General features: G+C 58.8%; 24 protein-coding genes and 1 pseudogene. 6 read left to right on the forward strand and 19 right to left on the reverse strand.

Annotated elements, in window-relative coordinates; genetic code table 11:
* Positions 1-79: 79 nt before the first annotated feature.
* Both RBB80_RS19995 and RBB80_RS20000 read right to left on the reverse strand, forming a co-directional pair.
* Positions 80-1,231, reverse strand: a complete 1,152-nt coding sequence (locus tag RBB80_RS19995) for a putative DNA modification/repair radical SAM protein (RefSeq protein WP_433964182.1) — start codon at positions 1,229-1,231, stop codon at positions 80-82.
* Positions 1,232-1,389: 158 nt separating this feature from the next.
* Complete coding sequence (locus RBB80_RS20000; protein ID WP_433964183.1) at positions 1,390-1,569, reverse strand: hypothetical protein; 180 nt, start codon at positions 1,567-1,569, stop codon at positions 1,390-1,392.
* 144 nt (positions 1,570-1,713) lie between these two features.
* On the opposite strand from RBB80_RS20000, the gene RBB80_RS20005 reads away from it, so the two are divergent.
* From RBB80_RS20005 to RBB80_RS20015, 3 genes are all read left to right on the forward strand, one after another.
* Positions 1,714-2,736: an LLM class flavin-dependent oxidoreductase gene (locus tag RBB80_RS20005; protein ID WP_433964184.1), complete on the forward strand. Its 1,023-nt coding sequence runs from the start codon at positions 1,714-1,716 to the stop codon at positions 2,734-2,736.
* Positions 2,737-3,207: 471 nt separating this feature from the next.
* On the forward strand, positions 3,208-3,705 hold the full coding sequence (locus tag RBB80_RS20010; protein WP_433964185.1) for an OmpA family protein: 498 nt from the start codon (positions 3,208-3,210) through the stop codon (positions 3,703-3,705).
* 269 nt (positions 3,706-3,974) lie between these two features.
* Positions 3,975-5,120 carry a YncE family protein gene (locus RBB80_RS20015; RefSeq protein WP_433964186.1) on the forward strand — a complete coding sequence of 382 codons (1,146 nt, stop codon included), beginning with the start codon at positions 3,975-3,977 and terminating at the stop codon, positions 5,118-5,120.
* A gap of 105 nt (positions 5,121-5,225) precedes the next feature.
* Here the strand turns inward: RBB80_RS20015 and hpt are convergent, their stop codons facing one another.
* Complete coding sequence (gene hpt, locus RBB80_RS20020) at positions 5,226-5,750, reverse strand: hypoxanthine phosphoribosyltransferase (RefSeq protein WP_433964187.1); 525 nt, start codon at positions 5,748-5,750, stop codon at positions 5,226-5,228.
* A 103-nt stretch (positions 5,751-5,853) separates the two neighbouring features.
* Here hpt and RBB80_RS20025 point away from each other — a divergent pair, with 103 nt between their 5' ends.
* Positions 5,854-6,726 carry a prolipoprotein diacylglyceryl transferase gene (locus RBB80_RS20025; protein WP_433964188.1) on the forward strand — a complete coding sequence of 291 codons (873 nt, stop codon included), beginning with the start codon at positions 5,854-5,856 and terminating at the stop codon, positions 6,724-6,726.
* Between the two features lie 198 nt (positions 6,727-6,924).
* Here RBB80_RS20025 and aqpZ read toward each other — a convergent pair whose 3' ends face one another.
* Positions 6,925-7,659: an aquaporin Z gene (gene aqpZ, locus RBB80_RS20030; protein WP_433964189.1), complete on the reverse strand. Its 735-nt coding sequence runs from the start codon at positions 7,657-7,659 to the stop codon at positions 6,925-6,927.
* A gap of 156 nt (positions 7,660-7,815) precedes the next feature.
* On the opposite strand from aqpZ, the gene RBB80_RS20035 reads away from it, so the two are divergent.
* Entirely contained in the window at positions 7,816-8,787 is a 972-nt protein-coding gene (locus tag RBB80_RS20035) for a hypothetical protein (RefSeq protein WP_433964190.1), read from the forward strand.
* A 51-nt stretch (positions 8,788-8,838) separates the two neighbouring features.
* On the opposite strand, the gene RBB80_RS20040 is transcribed toward RBB80_RS20035, so the two are convergent.
* The 10 genes from RBB80_RS20040 to RBB80_RS20085 all read right to left on the reverse strand — a co-directional run bounded on the left by RBB80_RS20040 (position 8,839) and on the right by RBB80_RS20085 (position 16,835).
* The gene (locus RBB80_RS20040; protein ID WP_433964191.1) at positions 8,839-9,510 is read right to left on the reverse strand and encodes a M48 family peptidase; all 672 of its coding nucleotides are present in this window, start codon (positions 9,508-9,510) and stop codon (positions 8,839-8,841) included.
* 437 nt (positions 9,511-9,947) lie between these two features.
* Positions 9,948-11,333, reverse strand: coding sequence for a Dyp-type peroxidase (locus tag RBB80_RS20045; RefSeq protein WP_433964192.1), 1,386 nt, complete (start codon positions 11,331-11,333; stop codon positions 9,948-9,950).
* A 75-nt stretch (positions 11,334-11,408) separates the two neighbouring features.
* Positions 11,409-11,957, reverse strand: coding sequence for a hypothetical protein (locus tag RBB80_RS20050; RefSeq protein WP_433964193.1), 549 nt, complete (start codon positions 11,955-11,957; stop codon positions 11,409-11,411).
* Between the two features lie 20 nt (positions 11,958-11,977).
* Positions 11,978-12,610, reverse strand: coding sequence for a hypothetical protein (locus RBB80_RS20055; protein ID WP_433964194.1), 633 nt, complete (start codon positions 12,608-12,610; stop codon positions 11,978-11,980).
* A gap of 188 nt (positions 12,611-12,798) precedes the next feature.
* Complete coding sequence (locus tag RBB80_RS20060; protein WP_433964195.1) at positions 12,799-13,335, reverse strand: hypothetical protein; 537 nt, start codon at positions 13,333-13,335, stop codon at positions 12,799-12,801.
* A gap of 20 nt (positions 13,336-13,355) precedes the next feature.
* Complete coding sequence (locus tag RBB80_RS20065; protein ID WP_433964196.1) at positions 13,356-13,823, reverse strand: hypothetical protein; 468 nt, start codon at positions 13,821-13,823, stop codon at positions 13,356-13,358.
* Between the two features lie 25 nt (positions 13,824-13,848).
* Positions 13,849-14,052: a hypothetical protein gene (locus RBB80_RS20070; RefSeq protein ID WP_433964197.1), complete on the reverse strand. Its 204-nt coding sequence runs from the start codon at positions 14,050-14,052 to the stop codon at positions 13,849-13,851.
* Between the two features lie 197 nt (positions 14,053-14,249).
* A complete protein-coding gene (locus RBB80_RS20075; RefSeq protein ID WP_433964198.1) occupies positions 14,250-15,248 on the reverse strand; it encodes a tetratricopeptide repeat protein in 999 nt (332 codons plus the stop codon).
* A gap of 260 nt (positions 15,249-15,508) precedes the next feature.
* Complete coding sequence (locus tag RBB80_RS20080) at positions 15,509-16,291, reverse strand: chromate transporter (RefSeq protein ID WP_433964199.1); 783 nt, start codon at positions 16,289-16,291, stop codon at positions 15,509-15,511.
* A 58-nt stretch (positions 16,292-16,349) separates the two neighbouring features.
* Positions 16,350-16,835, reverse strand: a complete 486-nt coding sequence (locus RBB80_RS20085) for a chromate transporter (protein ID WP_433964200.1) — start codon at positions 16,833-16,835, stop codon at positions 16,350-16,352.
* 184 nt (positions 16,836-17,019) lie between these two features.
* Here RBB80_RS20085 and RBB80_RS20090 point away from each other — a divergent pair, with 184 nt between their 5' ends.
* The gene (locus tag RBB80_RS20090; protein ID WP_433964201.1) at positions 17,020-17,520 is read left to right on the forward strand and encodes a DoxX family protein; all 501 of its coding nucleotides are present in this window, start codon (positions 17,020-17,022) and stop codon (positions 17,518-17,520) included.
* Between the two features lie 50 nt (positions 17,521-17,570).
* Here RBB80_RS20090 and RBB80_RS20095 read toward each other — a convergent pair whose 3' ends face one another.
* From RBB80_RS20095 to uvrA, 5 genes and pseudogenes are all read right to left on the reverse strand, one after another.
* Complete coding sequence (locus tag RBB80_RS20095; protein WP_433964202.1) at positions 17,571-18,305, reverse strand: GntR family transcriptional regulator; 735 nt, start codon at positions 18,303-18,305, stop codon at positions 17,571-17,573.
* A 193-nt stretch (positions 18,306-18,498) separates the two neighbouring features.
* The gene (locus tag RBB80_RS20100; RefSeq protein WP_433964203.1) at positions 18,499-18,981 is read right to left on the reverse strand and encodes a DUF4760 domain-containing protein; all 483 of its coding nucleotides are present in this window, start codon (positions 18,979-18,981) and stop codon (positions 18,499-18,501) included.
* A gap of 60 nt (positions 18,982-19,041) precedes the next feature.
* Positions 19,042-19,767: a DUF2252 family protein gene (locus RBB80_RS20105; RefSeq protein WP_433964204.1), complete on the reverse strand. Its 726-nt coding sequence runs from the start codon at positions 19,765-19,767 to the stop codon at positions 19,042-19,044.
* A gap of 234 nt (positions 19,768-20,001) precedes the next feature.
* Positions 20,002-20,472, reverse strand: coding sequence for a DUF2252 family protein (locus RBB80_RS20110; protein WP_433964205.1), 471 nt, complete (start codon positions 20,470-20,472; stop codon positions 20,002-20,004).
* A 151-nt stretch (positions 20,473-20,623) separates the two neighbouring features.
* Positions 20,624-23,687, reverse strand: a pseudogene (gene uvrA / locus RBB80_RS20115) (excinuclease ABC subunit UvrA).
* Between the last annotated feature and the right edge of the window lie 12 nt (positions 23,688-23,699).

Consider the following 23,699-nt stretch of genomic DNA (forward strand, 5'->3'; position numbering starts at 1 on the left):
GCGTTTTTTGTGCGGACGTGGAGCTTCTTCAGGTCGTCGAGAAGGAGTTGGTGATATTTGCGAATGCTGAGGATGCGTTCTACGTTGCGGTAACCGATGCCGGGAACGCGGAGGAGGGATTCGCGGGGGCGGCGTTGACGTCGACGGGAAAGAACTCGGGGTGGAGTTTGGCCCAGGTGGTTTTGGGGTCTTCGGTGAGGGAGAGGGAGGGGCTTTCTTCGGAAGTTAGCTCGGCGGCGTTGAAGCCGTAGAAGCGCATGAGCCAGTCGGATTGATAGAGGCGATGTTCGCGCATCATGGGTGCTGGTTTTAATGGAAGACGGGCGTCGGCGGCGGGGTATGGGCTGAAGCCGGTGTAGTAGATGCGACGGAGTTTGTAGTGGCCGTAGAGGTGGGTGGCGGTGGTGAGGATTTCGCGGTCGGTTGCAGGGGTGGCGCCGATGACCATCTGGGTGGATTGACCGGCGGATGCGAACTTTGGGGCCTGGGGGATTTGCGGCGGTCTTCGTCGGCCTCGTCTTTGCGCGTGGCGATCTGGTTCATGGTGGATTCGATGATGGTGGAGTTTTTCGGGAGCGAGCTGGATGAGATCCTGCTGAGTGGGGAGTTCGATGTTGGCGCTGAGGCGGTCGGCGTAGAGGCCGGCTTGTTCGATGAGTAGCTGGCTGGCTCCGGGGATTGCTTTGAGATGGATATAGCCGCCGAAGTGGTGGGTGAGGCGGAGGGTTTTGGCGACCTGGATGAGCTGCTCCATGGTGTAGTCAGGCGACTGAATGATGCCGGAGGAGAGGAAGAGACCCTCGATGTAGTTGCGCTTGTAGAAGTCGAGGGTGAGGGTGATGACCTCTTCGGGGGTGAAGCGGGCGCGCTGGATGTCGGAGGAGATGCGGTTGACGCAGAAGACGCAGTCGTAGGTGCAGAAGTTGGTGAGGAGGATTTTGAGAGAGAGACGCAGCGGCCATCGGGGGTGTACGAGTGGCAGATGCCCATGCCGTCGGAGTGGCCGATGCCCTGGCCGTTGCCGCTCCGTTTGGCTCCGCTGCTGGCGCAGGAGGCGTCGTACTTTGCGGCGTCGGCGAGGATCTCGAGTTTTTGCTGGATGTTCATTCAGGACGAGGTCGAATCGCTGGGTGATTCGATGCCTTATTTTAGCGAATAAAAGGCGAAATAGATTTTCGGGGGATGGATTCGATTTGAGCGGTTCAACATCAAAGGCGGGGAGTGTAGGCAAGGTAGAAAAACTTCGACTTTCGGTGTTGGATCAGTCGCCGATCCCGGCGGGTAGAGGGGTCAAAGGTGGGTTTGAGGAGATTCTCTTAATCGGGTTGGGCCGGTGAGTGCGTTGACGGGAGGAAGAGATGGCGTGCTCTCCCAGCCTTTCCCACCAGTTTAGAATAGGCAGTTCGCGTTGCTGGGCAGCGTCTTCGAATGCGATCCGGCAGAGTGATAGAGGGATGCGCAGGCGTTTGAAGGACGCATCGAAGGAGGACGTTTCGTCTGGGGGCCGAGGGCCGAAGAGTTCGAGGAAAGATCTCCGACAAGCTGGATCGCGTTCGTGGCTACGCTCACAGGAGGCTCCTAACTTGAAAGGAGCCTTGAGATGCCGCAAAATCTCGCGCAAATGATGGCAGAGTTGGCTGAGACGATGTCAAAATCAGGAGCACTCTTCTGAGCGGGGTGGTTCTCGGGCTGCTGTGGGATCATCCAATAGAGATGGGTCATGAAAAGAAGAGATTGAGTCTTTCGGTGTTGGATCAGTCGCCGGTTCCGGCGGGAAGTTCTCCGGGGCAGGCATTGGCGAATTCGATTGAGCTGGCTCGGCTGGTGGATGGGCTGGGGTATGGGCGATTCTGGATGTCGGAGCACCATGCGATGGATACGCTGGCGTGTACGGCTCCGGAGGTGATGCTGGCTCGGATTGGCGCGGAGACCAAGCGGATACGGATTGGGTCGGGTGGGATTATGTTGCCGCATTACACTTCGCTGAAGGTGGCGGAGTGTTTTCGGATGTTGCATGCGCTGTATCCGGATAGGGTGGATCTTGGGATCGGGCGTGCTCCGGGTGGTGGGCCGATAGAGGCGCTGGCGCTGAAGCGGGACAGGAAGACAAAGATGCTGGATGATTTTCCGGATCAGGTGAGCGAGCTGCTGGCGTTTCTAGGGCGTCGGTTTCCAGAGGCGCATCCGTTTGCGGGGATTCGGGTTTCGCCGGAGATGCCGGGTGGGCCGGATGTGTGGATGCTGGGGTCGAGTATGTGGAGCGCGGCGGCGGCGGTGGAGTTTGGGCTGCCTTATTCGTTTGCGCATTTCTTCAGTCCGGTAAATACGCGACCGGCGATTGAGACCTATCGGCGGGGCTTTACTGCTAGTACTTATCGGAATGAGGCGGAGGCTACGGTGGCGGTGGGCGCGATCTGCGCGGAGACGCAGGAGGAGGCGGAGTTTCTGTTTTCGAGCGTGCGGCTGCTGCAGCGGCGGATTCGGCAGGGGGACCGGAGACCGGTGGCGTCGCCCGAGGATGCGGCGCGTGAGTTGTACTTGTTAGACGATATGCCGCAGGAGGAGGGCGAGTGGCCGCGGTACTTTGTGGGGACGCCTGCGTTGGTGCGGGAACAGCTGGAGGCGATGGCTGTGGAGTTGGGGATCGGGGAGCTGATCCTGAATACGATTGTGTGGGAGCAGAAGAAGCGACTGCGGAGTTATGAGTTGCTGGCGAGGGAATTTGGGATGGTTTAGTTCGCTTGAGCTCACTTGAGGGTGAGCTGAAAGACGCCTCACCTATAAGCTGACTTTGCGGGATTGATTTGAGCGATTGCAGCGTTCGAGGGCATCTGCGATCTCGCTGGGTCTTCTGTATCTTGACCTGGCACTGCGCCAAGTAACGCTGACGTTGGTAAAAGATCTGTGAACGACACTCCTGGCCGCTCTCGAGATTGGCGAGATTGTGAATGAAGGGAACCGGGCTAGGCGTTCGGTGGTTGAACAGTGGTGTTTAGCGTCTCCGCCAGGGACTCGGTGTCGGCGAGAATTTCTTGTCCCGGAAACACCGCTGTTATTTTGTCTCGGAGACGCCGCTGTTATTTTTGCTAATATACGCGGTCGTTCCGATTGATTAGTTTCGCAATAACGGGCGTCGATAATCCCCACCGACCTAGTTTGGCAAAGAGCACCACAACAGGCGCATCACAACCGAATGGAGGTTTACCCATGAAATGCCGACTTGTTCTCGTCCCGGTCACGATGCTGCTTTGGAGCAGTATCGCGATCTTTGCACAGAGAGGTACCTCGTCCGCTGATGTTGCCTTTTGGGTTGACTACTGGGGAAAGCCGAGAGTGGCTCTGTTTGGCCCCGACGAACAGACCTTCAACCAGAACGTGCACGAGATCATGTTCCCGGTGAATGTCTTTGATCGTCCTTTGGACTCGAACACCCTAAATGAGAATGTTCAATGGTTGAAGGATCATCCGAGCGCTCGCTTTTACATTGACGGCTACGCCTCCTCGGACGGACAGGAGGGCTACAATCTGAATCTTTCAAGACAGCGAGCGGAGTGGGTGAGACGAGTGCTGATACGCAAGGGCATAGCGGAGAATCGGATTGCGCTGGCGGTGCCGTGGGGACAGTTGTATCCGACTTGCACCGAACGCGATCATGAATGCTGGAGTAAGAATCGGGTTGTCCGGTTCGTTTACTCTCCCAATTGAAGCCTTCACAGCTGTGAGGATGCACCCTGAGGATCAACGCCCTTCTCGAGTGTCTTGAACAGCACTGCGACTGTGGGGTGCCTGGGTAAATGTTCTTTGAGGAGGCGTTTACACAAACGCAAAGGTTCCATGTGTCATGGAGCTGTAAAGAGTTTGTCATTAGTTATGCTGTCGACGGACATTGCTGATGTGGGTGGGCTATCGTTTCGTTTGCTGCTGAGAGATGGTCTCACTCGAGGCAGAACTATCTCGCTTCGAGGTACAACGAAATGCGAATCTACGAATCTTTCTCGCACCGTGAAACCGATGCGCCGCCGCTTCGCCAGGGAAGTGTGACTGGTTGGAGCAAAACTCTTACCGCCGTTACGCTGCTGGTCTGCGCGACTGGAATGGGACTCGCGCAACATCGTGACAGCGAGGACGCCTTTCTGCCCAGCCCAGTGAGAAGTGTTTCGACGGTACCGAGTAATGGGGATGTGAATCCGTACGGGGTTGCGTTTGTTGGGGACGATTTTCAGACAGGGTCCGGACCGTTGAAGCGTGGGGACATTCTGGTCTCGAACTTCAACAACAGCATGAACCAGCAGGGTACGGGAACGACGATCGTCAGGGTACCGAAGAGTGGATCTCCGACGCTGTTCTTCCAGGGTAAAAAACCGCTGGGGCTTTCTACGGCGCTGGGAACGCTGCGATATGGGTTTGTAGTTGTCGGGAACTCGCCGACGGTGGATGGCACGGCAGCAACGGCAGGGCCGGGGTCCCTGCTGGTCATCAATAATCAGGGCAAGCTGATACAGACAATAACGAATGCGGAGATACAGGGGCCGTGGGACATGGCTCTGGTCGATGGTGGAGACACGGCAATTGCATTTGTCTCCAATGATCTGACCGGGACGGTGGTCCGGTTGGACTTCAAAGTAAGCTCGAGCGGCCTGACGCTGCTGAGTGCGAAGACGATTGCTTCGGGGTATATCCATCGCGGTGATCCGGTGACTCTGTTTGTGTCGCCTACGGGTCTGGTGTATGACGACCGGCGCGACGTGCTGTACGTTGCTTCGACGGGAGACAACGCCGTCTTTGCAGTGCGGGACGCCGCGGATCGTCACACGGATGGTGGACTGGGAACGATCGTTTACCAGGACAATGTTCATCTGCATGGGGCGCTGGGACTGGCGATGGCTCCGAATGGCCACCTGCTGGTGACGAACAACGATGGCATCAATCCTGATCCCAATCAGCCGAGCGAGATCGTGGAGTTTACGAAGGACGGGAGGTTTGTGAAGCAGATCCCGGTGGATCCGGCCCAGGGCGGGTCGTTCGGCTTAGCTGTGCGCACGACCGAAGACAAGGCGATCCTGGCGGCGGTCGATGACAACACTGCGACGTTGACTATCTGGACGCTGGATCGGGAGTAGGGCGCGGAAGGGAGATTCTGCTACGGCGCTGACCCGTGCGGCTGTCTTTGTAGTGAAGAGAAGGCCCAAATGGCTGGGATCGTCAGCCGTTCGGGGATTTTGTGGCTAGTGGCCGGCTACTTCGGCGGGGAAGATGCGAATGTCTTCTACTCCGCGGTAGCGCTCGGCGTAGTCCATGCCGTAGCCGATGACGAACTGGTTGGGGATCTTGAAGGCTACGTAGTCGGCTTCGATGGGGACGAGGCGGCGCTCGGGTTTGTCGAGGCAGGATGCGATCTTTAGCGAGGCCGGTTTGTGCTGGAGCATGAGGCCGCGGAGGTAGCTGAGGGTGAGGCCGGTGTCGAGAATGTCTTCGACGATGATGACGTGCTTGCCTTCGATGGGGTTGTCGATGTCTTTGATGAGCTTAACGGCGCCGGAGGAGACGCGGGCGCGACCGTAGCTGGAGACGGCGACGAAGTCGAAGGTGTTGTCGACCTGGATGGCGCGGGCGAGGTCGGCGAGGAAGATGGCTGCGCCTTTGAGTACGCCGATGAGGACGATGGATTGGCCTTTGTAGTCGGCGGAGATCTTGGCTCCAATTTCGCGGGTGCGTTCGGCGATCTGTTGTTTGGTGAAGAGAATCTCCATCTCTGCGGCGGGGGGAAGACGGGCGTGCTTGAGGACATAAGGGATAGGCTAACGCGAATAGGGGCTGAGGCAAAGGCCGCTATACTTTTATAGAGCGAGGATTATGTTTCCCTATATCGATATTGGCCCGATTCATCTGGGTACGTTTGGGCTGTTGTTGTGGCTGGCGGCGGTGGCGGCGACGGTGGTGCTGCATAAAAATTTTGTTCGGAACACTGTGGATGCCGATGCGCTGAACGTGGTGGCGTTAGTGGTGATCGCTGGAGTGCTGGGTGCGAAGGCCTGGCATGAGCTGCAGAATCCGGCTGATCTTTATGCGGCGTATCGGCAGATTATTGCGCCGGGGTGGCATCGTCCGTTTGCAGTGGTGATGGACTTTCTGCACTGGTTTCAGGCTGGGTTTGCTTGGTTTGGCGGGATGCTGGCCGGGATCGCGATGTTGATGTGGCAGGGCAGGATGGCGAGGTTCAAGGGGCCTCTTGAAGGCACACAGGGCGCAGTGGTGGGGCCGCTGCGGATGCTCGATCTTGCTGCTCCGGCGGCTGCGATTGGTTATGGCGTGGGACGGATAGGCTGTCTGCTCTCAGGCGATGGTGACTACGGAATCAATACGACCCTGCCGTGGGGCGTGCATATGGCGAAGAATGCGCTGGTGCTGCCTACTCCGCCAGATGCTTTGGTACAACCGACGCCTGTGTATGAACTGATTTTCTCGTTGGTAATGGCATGGTGGTTGTGGCGGCGCGGCACGAAGAACCTGTCGGTAGGCACGATCACTGGCGAGTATTTAATGCTGAGTGGAATAGGGCGGTTTTTGGTGGAGTTTGTGCGGGTGAATCCTCGACTGTACTGGGGCATGAGCAATGCGCAGGTGGCTGCGCTGGGGTCAGTCGTAGTTGGATTTGTGCTTATGGGTGTGGCGAAGGCGAAGAAGGTGCAGTGGGCTCCTGAGCTGGCTGCCGATCCTCGAACCTGATCTGAAAGGCGAAACGGTGAGTTGGTAGGAGTTTGTGTCCTGCCGGACGGGCCCGCTGCGCGCGGGGCGGTCACTTCGTGACTTGTATACCGCTTCGCGTGGTCCTCCCGTTGGTCGGGGACAATGATTCCGATCAGCGGGAGGGCCACGCGAAGCTTTAAGAGGCGTGCGAACGCCCGCTCCACGCGCAGTGGGCATCTAGGGTTTGTCGCGGGCCATCTCGTCGCGGAGGGGTGGTTGCGGGGCGGCGAAGAAGGCGGTGGAGATCAGGCCGCCCAGGATCGCTCCTAGAATCGGCGCTACCCAGAAGAGCCAGAGTTGGCTTAGCGCCCAGCCTCCGACGAAGATGGCGGGGCCGGTGCTCCGGGCGGGGTTTACCGAGGTGTTGGTGACGGGGATGCTGATGAGGTGGATCAGCGTGAGACAGAGGCCGATGGCGATGGGGGCGAAGCCTTTGGGCGCGCGCTCGTCGGTGGCTCCGAGGATGACGAGAAGGAAGAAGGCGGTGAGGACGACCTCGGCGATGAAGCACGCCAGGAGCGAGTAGCCGCCGGGAGAGTGGTCGGCGTAGCCGTTGGAGGCAAAGCCGGCTGCGAGAGAGAAGCCCGGTTTGCCGCTTGCAATGAGGTAGAGGACGCCGGAGCCGGCGATGGCGCCGAGGACCTGCGCGATGATGTAGGGCAGGAGATCAGAGGGGGCGAAGCGTTTGCCGACGACCAGGCCAATGGAGACTGCCGGGTTGAGATGGCAGCCGGAGACGTGGCCGATGGCGAAGGCCATGGTGAGGACGGTGAGACCGAAGGCTAAAGCGACGCCGACGAAGCCGATTCCAAGGTTGGGGAACGCCGCTGCGAGGACGGCGCTGCCGCAGCCGCCGAAGACGAGCCAGAAGGTACCGAAGAACTCAGCTGTTGCGCGTTTTGAAAGATCCACGGATAGCCTTTCTTGCTGGTGAATTCACCGTTGATCTCATGTTGATGTGGCTTAACGCAGGTGCTGGGGCCGGATTGTGGAGAGGGCGGAAGTCTAGCATAGGGCGGTAATTTCCGGGTTAGAATCTTGCAGAGTGAGTTGTTTGCGACGGAGTGGATGACGGAGCCTGAGAAGATACCGGCGGTGGGAGAGATATGGAGTCACTTCGATCTTGGCGAGGCGACCAAGGTCATCACGATTCTGGCCGCGTTCGCGTATGCGACGGGTGCGATCGCGATTAACACGTATCTGCATGGGCTTGGGATCGTGGATTTTTCCTTTGCCAAACCCAAGCTGCTGCTGACTGGGATCGTGGTGCTGTTCACGTATCTGCTATTGGCGTCTCCAGCGTTTTTTGTCGCGTGGTCGATGGCGACGCGCCATGAGCAGACGGTGCGGAGGCTGTCTTCGCTCGGACATATTGCGATCTTGTTTGTTGGTTCTCTGATGTTGCTTCTCAGCGCTTCGATTTTTTCCTGCTTCCAGACACATCCGAGCATGGGGCAGAGCACGGTTTGGCAGGTATGGAGAATCACGAATCCGGGAGGCAGCGTCTCCAAGCGGTTGCTTGCGTCGCTGCTTGTGACGTTGGCGGTTTACCTTCCTGTTCTGATTGCGGCTGTGTCGGTCTATGTGGCGGCACGATTGTTCGACCGCGAGACGGCGGAGCGGCCTGCGCCGCAGATCAGTTTGAGACGATTCTCCCTGGTGATGGCAGTTGCGGTCTTCGTGGTGGCGACGATCGGATACATCTGTGTCTTCACGAATACTTTCTATTCGGTGATTCCGCAGGAGTTTGGAGGAGGACAGCCTTACTTTGAGAACGTCGTGGTTGGAAAAGACGATTTATGCCAGTTGCAACAGCTTGGCATACCGTTTGTTTCCGGCCAAAGCAATGTCACGCTGCCATTGCCGGTGTTGCATGAGACGGACACGCTGGTAGCGGTGTGGTTGAACGATATGTCCAAAGGGGGCTGGAATTTTGTTGTAGCGGTGCTCGATAAGAAGGTGATTACCGCAACGAAGATCGTTGCAAAACCGGATAGTCCGTTTCCGCCGCGATTGTTGGCTCAGGCGTGCAAGGACTGATTCGATCTGGCTGTGCCGGTGGGCTGCGGCTGCGTGAAGATCGAGTTTTGTTTACAGGCGCTTGAGGTAGGCTTTGGCGGCATCGAGCTCGGGGAAGAGGCGCTCTTCGGCCTGGAACTCGCGGGAGTGTACGCAGCGGCGACCGGCTTTGACGCGGACGGGGTGCTTGAGGTGCAGCATCTCGTGGTAGAGGAGATACTCGATGGCGCAGCGGGGTGTGTCGGGGCGGTCGAAGACCCGGCTGACGACGATGGTGTTGTGGGCGGCGTCGTAGTGGCCGAGCATCCGGCGGGCGTGGTGTGCTGACCAGGTGAGAGTGGGTCGGCCGAGCAGACCGTGGAAGAAGCGAGTGTTGAGGGACTCGAAGACTTCGTTGAGGTCGTAGTGATGGCCGGTGGGGGTGGAGAGGCGCTTGCGACCGCGTGTCTGGCGGATGTGTTCGGCCTGGCGCGAGATGGTTTCGGAGGAGACGTGGCGGCGGTAGCGGTCGGCGTGGGCGGGGGCGATGGGCTTCTTGTAAAGCTTGGCGAGGAGGATGTGGGCGATAGCGTGGTGGATGGAGTCGGGTGCGGACTCGAGGAGGTCTGAGAGGCGGACGTGCAGGCGGCCTTCGCGAAGGCGGATGGTGGTATTGAGGGAGGTGAAGCGGCGGAAGCGGATGTCGAGCGGTGGAATGGGAGCGCGGGGGCGGAGTTCGCGGTACTGCTCTTCGAAGACGGCCACGAGCGAGTTGGTGGCGGCGGAGTTTGATTTTGCTGTGCGCGGCTTTCTGGGAAGGCGAGGTTTGAGAGGAGGTGCGAGGGATTGGTGAATCTCGTGTGGGGGGAAGAGGGAGGGAGTTGCGGACGATGAGAAGATCTGCAGAAACTGTCGCAGGGGTGAGGGGCCGGGATGCTTCGGTGGGTTCAGGGCTTGTCCTTTGTGTGGAGACGAACCCTCCGCACAGGAACGATTTTATAAGCACTCCCGTCCAAGAACGAAAAGCTTTACACGGATTTGCACAGGTGAGAGGGATTATGAACAAGCAAAGGCAAGAGCAAAGACAAGAACAGGGCTCCTTCGACTGCGTGGCTCACAAATTGCCGTGAGCCACTTTGCTCAGGATGGCGGCGCAAAACAGACAAGCGCAAAGATCTCTCGATGGGAGGTGGAGTGTGGGACTAACGGGGATCGACGAGGCCCATGCCGATCATTCCGAGTGCGGTGATGCTGGGAAGAAAGAAGTAGTCGCCGCCGCGCAGCTCTACGAAGTTGGGCAGGTCGCTGCAGATGAATGGCGGATTGGCTGGGGTGGTGTCTCCCTGTACGAAGAATCTGCCGTGGCCGGTGTGATTGCCTATGAGCAGATCCTTCTCGTTGCCGAGACGCGCGTCGTTGCCGTAGTTGATCCACTGCTGCTGGACGAACTCGAACTGTCGCGAGATGTTTGCGTTGAGGGCGATGAAGATGACGCCGCGCTCTTCGGTGTCGGTGACGTGCTGATCTTCGGGGGTCCATGTTCCGTAAGGAAGGCCGCGTCTGGTGATGCGGCGGCGATTGATGAGTTTGCCATCGAAGCCGAAGGCGTCGCGTGGATTGACGCGACGGATGTGCGCTCCGACTGGGCAGCGGGTGCCTTCGGGGTCTGCGGCGAACGTGAAGTTCGTGCTCCGGGTGGGGTCCTGAGTGATGGATTGGTCCTGGGTATCGGGAGAGAGTTCGATGGGCGTGCCGTCTCGCCAGCGACCGATGAACTTCGCTGCTAGTTTTTCTTTGCCTCCTGCGTAGAGAGCGGCGTGCTCGTCGAGGTAGGCGCGGAAGGTGGCGAGGTTCTGGTGGAGCTTGCGGTAGACCATGAAGGTTCCGTTGCTGGCGAGGATGTGGGGCACGGGCGCTACGGGGAGTTCGCCTGCTTCGTCGGCGTAGCCCAGGAGGAGTTCTCCTGTAGCGAGAGGAGCCCAAGCGCCGTTCGAGGTCAGCTTGCCCTGGCCAGGCTGGGATTTGCGCTCGACGCCGAGATAGTCGGGGTTGCCGAATCCGTCTGTGTAACCGAAATGCTCTTTCGTGGTGGAGACGCCGTTGACGACCAATGAAGCTGCGTCCTGCGCGTCGAGGAGGATGGCTCCGTTGGTCTCGCGCATCACGGTGAGCATGTCGGCGCAGCGGGCGTTGAGGGCTTCGGGAGATGATGAGTTGACGCCGAGCCATGCGTGGACACGATCGTCGCGCCAGATTTCGTCCCAGGAGTCGGGAGAGTTGCGCCCGGTGTCTCCGAGGATGGCTGCGCGCTTCTTCATGCCTTGCTGGAACTCGACGGGAAAGCTGAGGAGGGTGGCATCGGGCAGTTCGAGAGCGGAGAGGCCGCGGTGGGTGAAGGCTACGTTGACAGTACTGGGAGGTTTGCCGGCATCCCAACGCTGACCGGTTGTGACTTCGCTCATGAGGCGGTGAATGAAGGTGGCAGCGCGGGTCGCGTCTTCGAAGTGCAGGAAGAGGTATCGCGCGAAGGGCATGTTGTAGCCGCGCAGAACGAAGCCCTGGATGTCGGTTTCGTTGAGGTTACTCATTGCGGCCTCCGGTCTTGATGTCCCGGTCGGGAGCCATTGCGCCGGGCTTTTGAACTGGCAACGCCTTGAGGTCGGCTAGGAGTTTATTGAAGTCCGATTGGAGGAGTGCGGGGTCGGCGCCCTGATGGTTCGCGATGAAGTCTGCGGCGGCGTGTTGGGTTTGCAAGGCCCGGAGGGTTTCGGGAACTGATTTGTCGTTGACTGCGGCGAAGAAAAAGTGGTTTCTATCTGGCAGGACTTCATGTAGTCGAGGAAGGCCTGGAGGTTCGCTGCGCCGGGGTAGCCGATGCAGTGGCTCCAGATGGCGTCGAGGTGCTCGGGGATGGCGGTGGCGAGGCCGGTGAGATAGCTGGTGAGATCACCGTCGCAGTTCGATTCTAAGATGAGGTACTTCGACTTGAGGTGCTCCTCGCAGGCGGGCATGCCGACGTAGATGACGTCGTCCATGACGACGAGCCGGGCTAGATGAGTTGCGGGTGCGAGGGCGAATGGGCTTCTTTCGTCGGTGGGAAGTTTGGCGAGGTAGTTTCGGATTTGCAGGTCGTGAGAGGGCGTTGCCTCTTCGTCGTCAATGATGGGCGAAAGGATCGTGAGTCCGTAGACTTTGCCGTTCTGGTTGGGCATGGTGCTTGCTCTCGCTTTTGTTATGAGACGACCGGCGCCTCGCCCGTATTTCCGAGATGTGCCTGGACCTGCAGGACGAATCGGAGGTAGGCTTCGGCGAACTGTTGTGGGGTGCAAGTTTGTGTCTGGGCGGCTAGTTGATCGAGAGAAGATTGGACGATGTGAGCGGCCTTGAGATCGTTCGCGGTGGCGTAGGGATAGGCGGTGTAGTAGTAGTCGGTGTCGAACTGGACTTGCGCGATGTATTCCTTGAAGGGTGTGACGGGGACGGAGCCTGGAAACTTCTCGCTCCATCGCCAGATGAGGTTTAGTCCGCGACTGAGCACAGAAGAGAAGGCGTCGATGTACTGGTTCCAGGTGCCGTTGAAGTTGCTGAAGAAGAGCAGGTAGTCGTACTGAAGATCTTCCTGTGCTTGTCCGTGTTCGAGGAAGGGAAAACGACGACGCGGGACGATGACCCAACGAGCGAACTCGATGAAGAGAGATTGATGAGGTCTTTTTGCAGAGGTTTGATATTCCAGAGAATGAAGAACAGCAAGCGAAGCAGCCACGTCTTCCATGGCTTCATGGGAGTGACTATGTTCATCGCGTAGACTTTGCCGTTGATGTTGCTCATAGGGCTCCGATGCAGAGATCGTCTTTGTTCGGTGCATGGGCCCGGTGTGTTCTCCCGCGTGGCTCCAGAATGATTCGACACTCTGAATGTGGGACGGGAAAGTCAGTGAATTATGCCAGAACGACCACGCGACACACACGATATTTCTTGCTCGAGTGCGGTTGCGCAGGCTCCTGCGAGATAAGGGGTGCGGACGATCGGCAAGGAAGCAGACCACACCGGTTATCAGCGAGGCAGGTCGATGGGAGCGTTTTTGTTTTCTTTGGGCGGAGGATGCGCGAGGAACCAGGCTTTTTGCTCTTCGATGAGTTGCGTGGCCTGGTCGTGGAGGTCGCGGATAGCTTCGAGGGCGAGTCTACGGGAGACGTTATAGGTTTCGTTGTCAGGTGGAGACTTCAGGTTGGAGGACCAGCGCTCTGTGGCGTCGACGAGCTTGGGAAGGGCCTTGCGGATGTCGCGGTGGCGAGGACCGTAGTCGTCGAGGTTGTCATTGAGCTCGTCGGCGATGGAGGTGAACTCCTCGAGGAGATTATGGGTGTCTTGTTCGCGACCGGGTTTACGGGGGTGGGCGAAGAGATCCTGGATGGATTTGTTACGGGCGTCGAGGAGTTTGATGAAGACGAGAACGCGGTCGCTGGGGTAATAGGCGACCTCTCGGAGCTGCTCGACTTCGCCCTCCGAGAGGGCGGTCTCGGTGCGCTGAGCGTGAAGGTGCGGAGCAGGCAAGAGCAGGAGGAGAACGAACGAGAGTCTGCGGAGCATCGGTTCCTAGTGTTTTGTTCCTAGTGTTTGAAGACCTGAGCGAGAAGTTCTTCGTGGACCTGGTCGAGCTGCTTGAGGGTGGCTTGCAGCGTGTCACGATCTTCATTGGAGGCTTTATGGAGATACTCGCCGAGGCGGTAGGAGGTGTGATGCATCAACTCTTCGGCGTTCTTGAGGCGCTTGGAGTTGCTGGCCATATCCATGTGGATGAGCATCGCGTAGGCGTTGACCTTCTTGAGGGTCGCCGTCGCCTGATCGACGTCGCCGTTGAGCATCTGTTTGCCCGCCATCTCGGTCATGACGTGGACCAGTTCGGTATAGAGGAAGCACTGATCGCGGGGATTGGCTTGCTGGGCTCGCAGCTCGAGCTGCATGAGGGCCTGGGCATTGGGAAGATTGTCGTCGACGGAGGCGGCTCGGGAGGTAGTGGGAAACGATAGAAGCAATGGCAGAGAGAGAAGGAGAGCGAAACGAAGGATCGATTTCATAACGCACCTCGAAGGGAGCGCTTGCCTACTTCATGTGATCGAGGGTGAGGAGACGGTGGCGGGCCTCCCACTCCTCGTCCGGAAACTGGCCGTTTGCCACGGAGAGGAACTGTTTATACAGGTCGGTCGCCTGTTTGGTATGGTGCAACTTGTCGTGCGCAGTTGCCGCCAGGAACAAGGATGACGGCGACTGTGGCAGCACTTTATCACGAATCGCGAGAGCTTGCAAGGTGCTGGTGGGATCGTTGTTAGCCGAGGCGGCGAAGGCGAGATGGCTGGCGGCCTGGGCTAGATCGTCCTGATTCGGGAAGGCTTCGGGGTGGGCGATGGCGCGCTTGAGGAGGGCTTCGGCTTCGGCGTAGTTTTTAAGGTGAATCTGGACGTCGGCGCTGTCGTCGAGCAGGGTGGGGTCTTGCGTGGATTTGGCTAAAAGCGAGGCGTAGAGGGGGCGGCCTGGTCGTACTGCTGATTTCGGCTGTAGAGCCGGGCCAGGAGACGGGTGAGAGCGGCGTCATCGGGATGGGTTGCGTGGAGTTTGGCGGCGAGAGGGATGGCCTGGGTGGTTTTGCCCTGCTGCTCGTAGAGGCTGGCGAGCTGGGCGTTTAGGGTGGGGTTGTCGGGATCCTTGGCCAGGGCGCCGGTGAGGAGGGATTCGGCCTGGTCGGGGTGCTGCTGGTGCAGGAGGAGATGGGTTAGGGCGGCTGTGGCGTCGTGATTCTGAGGGTCGACGGCGAGGAGGCGGCGGTAGGCGAGTTCGGCGGCGGTGGCGTCGCCCGAGGCCTCGGCGAGTTCGCCAGAGAGGAGGATGTCGTCGGGGCTTTCCGGGGTGATTTTGATCGCGGAGAGGAGTTCGTCGCTGGCGGCGGAGGGGTTGGCGGCCTGGTCGATGCGAGCGAGGGCTCTGTAGGCACGGCCTTTGAGGGCTGGGTTGTCGGTGGTGAGGGTGGTGGCTTTGAGGAGTTCGCTGTGGGCGTCGGTGAGGCGGCCACCGCGGGCGAGGAGGAGGCCGAGGGCGAGGTGGGGGTCGAAGTAGTTGGGGTCGGCGGCGATGGCGCGGCGGTAGGTTTGCTCGGCGGCGGTGGTCTGGGCTGGAGTTTCGGCGAGCGCGTCCTGGGTGAAGGCGAGGTCGTAGAGGAGGTGGGCGTCGTTGGGATTCTTGTCGGCGAGTGGGGTTAGGATTTTGAGGGCGGTGGGGTAGTCCTGCTTGTCGAGGGCGTCGTTGGCCTGGGCGCGGGCGGGGTCGATGGGTGCGGTTTTGGGAGCGGCGGTGGTGTCGATGGAGCCTGCCGGCAGTTGTGCGTGGGCGGACCCGGATGCGAGGACTAGAGCGCAAAGTATCAGTCGAGATATTAGTTGGGGGATGGCAGTAGAGCTTCGCTGGAGTGGACCGGCGGCCGTTCGCTGGTTGTGCCTTGTCTGGTGCATCGGTGGTACTCTCCCTCCTACCCTGAAAGTGTGCAAAGTCTTCGATCCTGATGGTTTAGGTCTGGACTTTGTATGTCTGCTTAAGCGCGGAAGCCCGACCTGGAATGGCCGGGCTTCGACAGCTTTCTCTGAATTAAGGATAACAGACGAGTCAAGAGGGGTGCGGCTGGATACTGCTACGAAACTTTATGGGCGGACGCCTCTCATCGCTGGTGTAAACTCCGAGTTGTCGACCAAACTGGGAACAATGCACGATCCTGTTATAGACCGAGCAAATAGCGGATCAAGCCGAACCCAACGCTCAGCAGGATCAGGTGAATGACATTAAGTTTAAATCTCCAGAGTAGTGCAAACGAAAGGATCACCCAGCCCAGAGAGATTGCATCAAGCCGTCTGAGTGCCACGATTCCTGAGGGAAAGATGACAGCCTTCCCCAGGAAGAGTGTCAGGGCAAGGATCGCACCGACTACGACACTAGTGATTAATCCCAAGACGCCCTGAATCGTCGGCTTGCCTTGCGTTCGCTCCACTAGCGGCGCGCCGGCAAATACGAAGAGAAAACACGGTAGAAAGGTGTAGTACGTTGTTAGCAGCAGGCCCAACGTGCCCATCCAGAGTGAGCCGTGGAATTGGTTGTACCCGGCCATGAATCCAACAAAAGCCACCACGATGATCAGAGGGCCCGGAGTCGTCTCGGCCAACGCGAAGCCGTCCATCATCTGCAGCCTGGTCAGCCAGTGCAGCTTCAACACGGTAACCTGTGCTATGTACGGAATGACCGTGTACGAGCCGCCGATGGTCACGAATGCGGTCTTCGTAAAGAACAGCCCCAAGCTCTTCCAAAAGCGGAAGTCCTCAACAAAGAAGTAGAAGGCTGGCAGCGGCAGAAGCCACAGCAGCAGGACGATTGCAGTCAGCTTCGCGGCTGGCTTCAGCAGAGGCCCAGCCTCTAGGGTCTCCGAGTTTAGGCTGATATAGTAGCCCGCTTCGTCGTTCTCTTCGCCGGCTGCTTCCCTCGGTCTGTGAAGAAGGCCGGGCCACATTTTCCCCAGGACGATTCCAAGAACAACAGCGCTGAGCATCACGAGTAACAGCGAAATATCAAAAAAACATGCCCGCAAACGCAACCGTAGCGACGGCACTTTGCACAGGTCCTTTCAGAGCTCTTTTGCCAACTCGTTGGAGAGCGATCACCACCAGAGCAATGACGGCGGGCTTCAGGCCGTTGAACATTGCAGCTATCCACGCCAGGTTGCCAAATTTGACATAGATCACACTCAGCGCCAGCAGCACGAACATGGAGGGCAGAACGAAGAGCGTCCCCGCAACAATTCCGCCTCGCTTGCCGTGCAGCTTCCAGCCGATATAGATGGCGAGCTGTTGCGCCTCTGGTCCGGGCAGGATCATGCAATGGCTCAACGCATGGAGGAAGCTGGCGTTGCTGATCCACCGCTTCTTCTCAACCAGGTCGTCGTGCATGATGGCGATGTGAGCCGCTGTGCCACCGAAGCTAATCCATCCCAACTTGAACCAGAAACGCAGTGCTTCCTTGAAGGAAGGTCGATGCACCTTAGCCGAATCGTTCATCTTGCAGATTCCAGGTTGCAGAGAGCGAGGCCGATACGTCGATAGAAGAATTTTGCATTCATCTGTGTAACCATCATAACATTATAACGTCATAATGACGTAGGGGAGATCTCGCCCCACCCGCAATCTTCTTTTGCGTGGTCCAGCCCACAGCGGTGATTTTCAGAAAAAGGAGCAATTGAACATGAATGACATTCGCAAACCACGGGAACAGGCACACAGCGACCGTTTTGTTTTCCTAAATAGAACTTCGGTATCTCGCTGGTCACCCATTCCGCTCCGGCTGATTGTTGGGTATGGCTTCATGCAGCACGGCTTCGCCAAGCTGTCCAGGGGACCTGAAGTCTTCGCCGCAATCCTGCATGCAATCGGTGTGCCCGCGCCTCATCTCATGGCATGGCTTACCATTCTGGTCGAAGTCTTCGGAGGACTCGCCGTTCTACTAGGAGCTCTCGTCCCGCTTGCTAGTTTGCCGATGGCTGCAGTTCTGCTCGTCGCAATCTTTACCGTCCATCTGCCCTATGGGTTCAGTTCAATCAAGCTCATAAACGTGACCTCCGGTCATGCCCAGCTCGGACCACCGGGCTACGAGACTAACCTGCTCTACCTTGCCTGCCTCGCGGCGCTCGTCCTCGGTGGTTCGGGGCCGTTGGCGATCGACGGTTATCTCAGGAGGAAGAGCTAGCGGTTTTCGAGTGCAGTGCAGGATCGCGGGATGAGCCGTCATAGGCTGGCTCATCCCGAAATCTTTCGGGCCAGGCGTGTGACGAAGCGGACGAGATCGCCTCGGTAGTACAGCTTCTCGTAATCGACCGGCCGATTGCCCGTCGAGTACGAGGTTCGTTCAATGCGGAAGATCGGGCTACCTTGCTTCACGCGTAGCGCGGCGGCGACCTCGGCTTCGGCTGCCACGGCTTCCAACTTGTACTCGGCCTCGATCAGAGGAACATCATATTTGCGTTCAAGGAGCGAAAAGATAGGCTCGACCTTCAAATTGTTGGTGATGATCTTCTTGCCGATCTCCAAAGGAAGGTAGGTCTCATCGAAGGAGATGGGGACGCCATCCGCCAGTCGCACCCGACGGATTCTGACGACGCGCTCACCCTTAGTCAGCGCGAGATGACTTGCCACGGTCGTATCGGCAGCCACGATCTCACTACCGAGCACGCGGGCGGTTGGTTTGCGGCCAAGTGCGTGCATATCCTCGACAAATCCGCTCAGCTCTGTAAGCTCCTGCGTGAACTTGGGCGCAGCGACGAACGTGCCTTTGCCACGGCGAATCTCGACGAGACCCCGGCTCACAAGATTCTGAATAGCCCGACGAACCGTAATGCGGCTGACCTCAAATCGGGCGATGAGACTGTCTTCAGTTGGCAACTGGTCGCCGACCCTCAGGGCTCCATCAACGATCTCGCTAGCCAGGACCGTCTCGACGCGTGAATAGAGAAGAGAATCCCGTGCGACCGACATAAAAACATCATAACGTCATATTGTCAAAACTCAGCCATCGTGCAGTAGCTTCCGAATCTCGGGCAACTTGGAAGTCTCTCGGGCGCTCAAGTAAAGGCTGCTTGCGATAACTGCTATGCCTCGGCATAGAGGTTGCTGCTGCTGTCCTCATGAAGGGTTCTTCGTTGTTGGACAGTGCTTTTTGGGGTTGGAGCTATTTCTTCGCGCGTGGCTTTATTGGAGGACGGCTTCGTGCCTCGGCGAGGGCTGCCAGGTTCTTTTGCATGGCTTCGAGGCGCTTGCGGCCCGTTCGTGACCCTTCTATAAGGTGTTCGACGTCTATCAAGAACTCGGGTAGGTTCATCTCTTCGCGAAACTGGGCCAAGTAGGGTTGAACTTTGGCGTATTGGAAGTACATCTCGGGGCAGGTGTTGTAGAGCAGGTCCGCATCGAGAGCGCCGCTTGTTACGAAGGCGGCGACCATCTGCCAGTATCCATACACTTGGAGAACGAAGCTACTGTGCCTGTCTCCTGCGCTGACGATTTGAATAAATTCACTGGCGGATGCGGGCAGAAACTCGCCGCCTACATAGGAGCGCGCCTCCCGCATGACCGTCTCTCGCCGCAGTTCATACAGCTTCAGGATCAGTTCGGCTTGCCGAATCGCGTTGGCGGTTGTCGTTTTCTTCTTTCTCATCGGCTCACGATAGCAGGCGAATCACGGTTTGGGTGCGAAAAGACGAAGAAGTTAGAGCGGTCAGGCGACGTCAGAGACTTTGATTCGCTTGGTGCGCGCTGCTTCTTTGAATTTGTCGAAGTCGCGTTCATTTTGTTCGCTGTAAGCAAAGGCGAATTTTGTCAGCGCTTCATCGATCTCGTCGGTCTTGCCCAGATAGCCTGCGATGGTTGCGGCATCTCCCGATTTGGCGTGCGCCAGGGCAAGGGCCCAACCACACAAACCGCAGTACGCTTCCATCCCTTTGTGGCTCGTGGTCGCGGGGTCGAACTCGTAACTGCCCTTCATGTCCCGTAGCTGACGAACGTAGAAGCTGGTTTTGTTGAAGAATCCCCATCCCAGAAGAATGTCTGGAGAGCCCTGGATCAAGTGCTGTCCGGAGACTACGCGGAGGCCCTCGTTGTGGAATTTAGGTCCCTTCAGGTAGGGCGCGAGTACGGACTCCTGGGCTTCCTTATATTGGAGGAAGAGGGGATCGCCTTCGTCCTTGCCTCGCATGAAGCCTATCCAGCAACGTGTCCCGACGCTGCCAACACCGACCACCTTTCGGGCGACATCTACCACCTGATAGCGCGAGACGAGTTGTCTTCGGTCCTCGGTCAATGAGGCGAGATATTGTTCCAGAAATACTCCAAGAGCTTCGCTGATAGGCATGCCGTTCTCTGTCTTTGTCTCGCGTACTACGAACGGAGCGTTTTCGACGATTCGCTGCTTGTTGTCGACCAGGTCGGTCATCTTCTCCAGCACCTGGAGGTGTGACCCTTTTTCGCCTTCTCAATGCCTTTCTTCCATTTGTCCAGCCGGCTTGGTGGCGCTGCGGCCAGGATGTCGTCCTCGTGGATGACGGAATACCATGTGGCAGATAGCCCATCTCTGCGAATTCGCGAATCCGTTGGCGATAGGAGCTGACGATTGCTCGGCTGTAGGCTTCGCAGCTTGGATGGTCTTTTCCTATAAACTGACCGGCGACGACGGCGCTGGTTACGAGCCGTTCAAGTCCCATTCCCACGGCCCGGGAATCGTTTCGTCGAAGTCGTTGATGCCGAAGACGAGGCTGCGTTCGGCAGAGGCAAAGACGCCGAAGTTTGAAACATGCATGTCGCCGCAGAGCTGTACCTGAAGGCCAGTGACTTGCGATGGAGCGAGATCCTGAGCCATGACGGCCGCTGTGCCACGCAGAAACGCGAAGGGCGACTGCAGCATCCGTGCGTAACGGACGGGGATGAGCTCCTGGAGCCGAGTCTTTGCCTGGGCCTCGAGGATTGCGACAGGATCTTTGCGGTTCTTCGGGAGTTGATGCTCCGCGAGGTTGGCCCTTGGCACGGTGGTTCGCAGGCGTTTTCCGGCGTCCTCACGGTCGGCTACGGATGGACGAGGCTCCGTGAAGTGATCGGCGAGCCTTTTGCTGTTGGTTGGAATCTTAGCGGACGAGGCTTTTGTCGATTTGGGCATTCGTGGTCCCTCGATTCGAAAGCTTCTCTTCGACTGCTTTCCGAGGGACTGCTGCTGAGATTGTGTTTCGTTGGGTCCGCAAGAAAGCAAAGTTTGTCGAAGGGAACAAATGTCTCCTAGGATTGCGCGTACGTCAAGTTTGTTTTGTGGGTTAGGCGGTGGTCTGGAGCTCTGGTTCGGGTCTTGGCGTGGCGAGGTCGAGTACGGGGGCGAGCCAGTGGCCAGTGTGGCTTCGCGGGTTGGCGGCGATCTCTTCGGGGGCGCCGGTGGCTACGATCTGGCCGCCGCCAGAGCCGCCTTCGGGACCCATGTCGATGACCCAGTCGGCGGATTTGATGACGTCGAGATTGTGCTCGATGACTAGGAGGGAGCCGCCGCCTTCGATGAGCTTGCGGAAGGCTGCGAGGAGCTTGGCGACGTCGTCGAAGTGGAGGCCGGTAGTGGGCTCGTCGAGGATATAGAGGGTGCGGCTGCGGGCTTTAGCGGCAGTGTCGTTGGTGCTGCGCGTAGTAATGCTGCGTGCGGTGGCGAGGTGGGAGGCGAGCTTGACGCGCTGGGCTTCGCCGCCGGAGAGAGTGGTGGCGGATTGGCCGAGACGGACGTAGCCTAGGCCGACTTCGTCGAGGACGTAGAGCTTGTCGACGATCTTGGGGTGGCCGGCGAAGTAGACGAGGGCTTCCTTGACGGTCATGTTGAGGACGTCGTGGATGTTCTTGCCTTTGTAGCGGATGTCGAGGATGGAGGATTTGTAGCGTGTTCCGTTACATTCTTCGCAGGGAAGTTCGATGTCGGCGAGGAACTGCATCTCGACGGTGACGGTGCCGTCGCCTTCGCAGACGTCGCAGCGGCCGCCAGGGACATTGAAGGAGAAGTGTCCGGGGCCGAAGCCTCGGCGCTTGGCGTCGGGCTGGGCGGCGAAGAGGGCGCGGATGTCGTCGAAGGCTTTGATATATGTAACTGGATTGGATCGCGGGGTGCGGCCGATGGGGGACTGGTCGACGAGGATAACGTCGTTGAGGTGGTGGGTGCCGGTGAGCTCGCGGTAGAGGTGCGCGGGGTCTGCGCCTTCGGTCTGGCCGAGCGACTGCATGAGAGCGCGATAGAGGACCTGATGGACAATGGTGGATTTGCCGGAGCCGCTGACGCCGGTGACGCAGCAGAGGAGGCCGAGGGGGATGTCGATGTCGACGCCGCGGAGGTTATGGATGCGGGCGCCGGTGAGTTTGAGGTGCTCGCGGCCGGGTTCGCGGCGGTGTTTGGGCACGGGGATGGTGAGGCGGCCGGAGAGATATTTTCCGGTGATGGAGTTTGGGTTTGCGGTGACTTCGGCGACGGTGCCGGCGGCGAGGAGCTGGCCGCCTAGTTCGCCGGCTCCGGGGCCCAGGTCGAGGAGATGGTCGGCAGCGCGGATGACGTCGGGGTCGTGTTCGACGACGAGGATGGTGTTGCCGAGGTCGCGTAGGTCTTTCATGATGCCGATGAGCTTGGCGGTGTCTCGTGTGTGGAGGCCGATGCTGGGCTCGTCGAGGACGTAGAGGGCTCCGACGAGTCGGGAGCCTAGGGAAGTGGCGAGTTGGATGCGCTGTGCTTCGCCGCCGGAGAGGGTGGAGCTGAGGCGGTCGAGGGTGAGGTAGTCGAGGCCTACCTGATGGAGGAAGTGGACGCGTTGGCGGACTTCTTCGAGGATCTTTCCGGCTACTTCTAATTGTGCCGGTGAGAGTTGCAAATTGTCGAAGAAGGTTTGCGCGGCGGCGATGGTGAGGGCGCTCGTTTCACAGATGTTCTGATTGTTGATTAAGACGGCGCGAGCTTCGGCGCGGAGGCGCTGGCCGCGGCAGTCGGGGCAGAGGGCGTAGCCGCGGTATTTCGAGAGGAAGACGCGGACGTGGAGCTTGTATTTTTGCGCTCGAGGGCAGCGAAGAAGCCGCGAATGCCGGGGAAGGTGGCGTTGCCGTCTTCGATGAAGGATTGTTGGGCGGGTGTGAGGTCGTACCAGGGGACGTCGGTGGGGATGCCGGCGGCTTTGGCGGCTCGCTTCATCTCGCCGTGGTGGGGGCGGTATTTTGTGGTGGTCCAGGGGGCGATGGCGCCTTCGTCGAGGGTCTTCGATTTGTCGGGGATGATGAGGTTGGGGTCGAAGTCGATGGTGTTGCCGAAGCCCTGGCAGCGTGGGCATGCGCCGTAGGGGTTGTTGAAGGAGAAAAGGCGTGGTTCTGGTTCGCGATAGGCGCGGTGGCAGGTGGTGCACTCGAAGGCGGCGGAAAAACGGAAGTTGGGTGAGGTATTCAGAGAAGATGCGGGGGTCTCTCCACTTCGCTGCGCTTCGGTCGAGATGACGGCTTTAGGGGAGGGGAGGGTGTGGAACTGGACTTCGCCGGATTCGCGGTAGCCGGTTTCGATGGCGTCGACGATTCTGGCGCGGCTTTCGGGGGTGATGGTGAGGCGGTCGATGAGGACGAAGATGGGTTGGGTGAAGTCGAGTTCGAGGAGGGATTCGGGGGTGGAGAACTCTACTATTTTGCCGGGCTGGTCAGGCTCAAGTGCCGAGGGCTGGTAGAGGCGGTTGTAGCCTCGGCGGCGCAGTTCGGTGAGGCGGTCTTTGAGTGCGTCGGTGAGGGTGAGGGTCTCGATGGCTGCGGGCTTTGTGGACTTCGCGGATTTCTTTGCGGCGGTCTTTTTGGGCTTGGGGGCTTCGACCTCGACGTCGGGGGTGGCGATCTGCATCGGCTCGAGTTTGAGTTCGGCGCGGATGATGGGGAAGATAACGTAGGTGCGGGTGCCTTCGGGCAGGGCGAAGAGAGTGGTGATGATCTCGTCTACGGTGTCGTGCTTGACGATGCCGCCGCAGTGGAGGCAGGTGACGGTGCCGCAGCGGGCGTAGAGGAGGCGGAGGTAGTCGTAAATCTCGGTTGCGGTGGCGACGGTGGAGCGGGGGTTGCGAGTCTGATTTTTTGTTTGATGGCGATGGCAGGAGCGAGGCCGTCCATGTGGTCGACGTCGGGTTTTTCGATGCGCTCGAGGAACTGACGGGCGTAGGCGGAGAGGGATTCGACGTAACGGCGCTGGCCTTCGGCGTAGACGGTGTCGAAGGCGAGCGAGGATTTTCCGGAACCGCTAACGCCGGAGACGACGGTGAGGGCGTTGTGCGGAATGTCGACGTCGATGCCCTTGAGGTTGTGGGTTCGTGCGCCGCGAATTGTGATCTGGTCATTCATAGGGAGTGGGGA

Source organism: Tunturiibacter gelidiferens (assembly GCF_051013345.1).
Classification (GTDB): Bacteria; Acidobacteriota; Terriglobia; order Terriglobales; family Acidobacteriaceae; genus Edaphobacter; species Edaphobacter gelidiferens_A.